This window comes from Frankia sp. CeCAU1, from assembly GCF_977971845.1.
Window position 1 is genome coordinate 2,311 of the sequence record NZ_CDWWXA010000146.1, and the last position, 1,647, is coordinate 3,957.

The window sequence follows — 1,647 nt, forward strand, 5'->3', positions numbered from 1 at the left end:
GGGGCCGCGGCGGAACTGGCTGCCCCGCCTGAGCGCGCCACGGCCAAATCCATGGGAGCTGGCCGGTCCGGCGAGCGGTGGCGTCTCGGCGGGACTCGGACCGCCCCACACCGTCCGGTTCAGCGCCCCCTCCGGTCGGCGGGTGGAGACCGTGAGCGGCCACGGCGAGGCGGAACCGACCCGCATCACCTGGGACAGCTGGGCCGTGCAGGGAGAGCTGCGGTTGAGCGCCGGACTGCAGACCTGGGTACATCAGACCGGGGAGACCGGAGCACATCGCCTGGTCCGGCTCCGGGCGGAACTGGTGAACACCTCGGGCTGGCATCTTCCGGCCGAGGAAGCGATGGATCACGTCTCCCTTGAGGCGCGCCGCCGGCGGCACCGGGAACAGGCAATGCGGCACTCCCTGATCGGCGCGCACCTGCTCCTCGCGACGACCGAGGGCCGATTCGTGTCCCTGGCCTCTCCCCCGGCCCGGGCCAGCGAATTCGCGAAGAACTGCGTCAACGACGGCCTCTGGCCCGCGCTCGTGACCACCGCGGACGGCCATGACACCGTGCTCGTCGCGCCGATCGTCCTTCCTGATCATCCACGGCCGGCTCCGGTGGACCACGACGGCGGCTGCTGACCGCCGGCCCGCCACCGGCCTCGGCCGATGAGCCGAGGCCGGTCGTCAGCAGCAACGGCAGCGAAAACAGTGAGCGGAAGATACGCGCCGCGGGAAGACGTCAACATTGTTGATTATCTTGGATCGGACGCGGTGGTCACGTTTCTACGGCGCGTAGAATCTGCTGGGTGCGACCAGAGGCGAGGCTGACTGAGAGACGGCGCACGGCAGTCCCGGGGAGGGGCGGCACCCGGTTCGCCGACCTCACCGGTGCCGCCCACGCCACCGGTGGTACGGGCGGCACGGGGCCCACCAGCCTTGCCGCGGCGATCAGCCTGGTTGTGGCGCTTGGCCTCGTAGCGGCGCTCGTCCCGGCGGCGCTCCTACTCGGACTGGCCACCCCCGCATCGGCGCATTCACGCCTGGTCACCACCACCCCGGTGGCGGACAGCACTCTCACCGCCCCGCCACATGAGATCATCCTGACGTTCAACGAGCCGGTGTCCCCGCGCTACACGAACGTCGCCGTCACGGCGGCCGACGGCGCCGGCGTGACCGCCGGTGCCACCCGCGTCGAGGGCGGCACCGTCCACCAGAGCCTCACCGCTCTCCGCGACGGTCGCTACACGGTGGCCTATCGGGTCGTGTCCGAGGACGGTCACCCGGTCGGCGGCGAGTTCGCCTTCAGCGTTGCCGGCGGCACGGCGTCCGCGGGCCAGGAGGGATCCCCGCCCCCGTCTCCGGTCACCACGACGCCGGCCCCGGCAGCCACCGCGAGTCCGACCACGGGTGCCGCGCCGGCCCCGTCCGCGGCCGTCACCGCCGTCACGGGACCCGCGGACGGGGCCGGCGGTGACGGTGACAGTGACGATGGTGATGACGATGGCGGTGGCTGGATACTCCCCGTCATGATCGCCGGTATCCTCACGCTCGGTGGCGGTACCCTGTTCGCCCTGCGGCGACGTCACTCCGGAGCGCGCTGACCCCATGGACACCCCCGCCGCCAGGAAAAACCCCGCCATAACGAACAACCCCGCCAT

1 protein-coding gene and 1 pseudogene are annotated in these 1,647 nt (G+C 71.7%); both read left to right on the plus strand.

Annotated features, from left to right (window positions below; translation table 11 throughout):
- A pseudogene (locus tag AC08OO_RS19790) lies at positions 1-628 on the plus strand (hypothetical protein); the annotation flags it as partial.
- Positions 629-795: 167 nt separating this feature from the next.
- The gene (locus tag AC08OO_RS19795) at positions 796-1,590 is read left to right on the plus strand and encodes a copper resistance CopC family protein (protein ID WP_476611209.1); all 795 of its coding nucleotides are present in this window, start codon (positions 796-798) and stop codon (positions 1,588-1,590) included.
- The last annotated feature ends 57 nt before the right edge of the window (positions 1,591-1,647 follow it).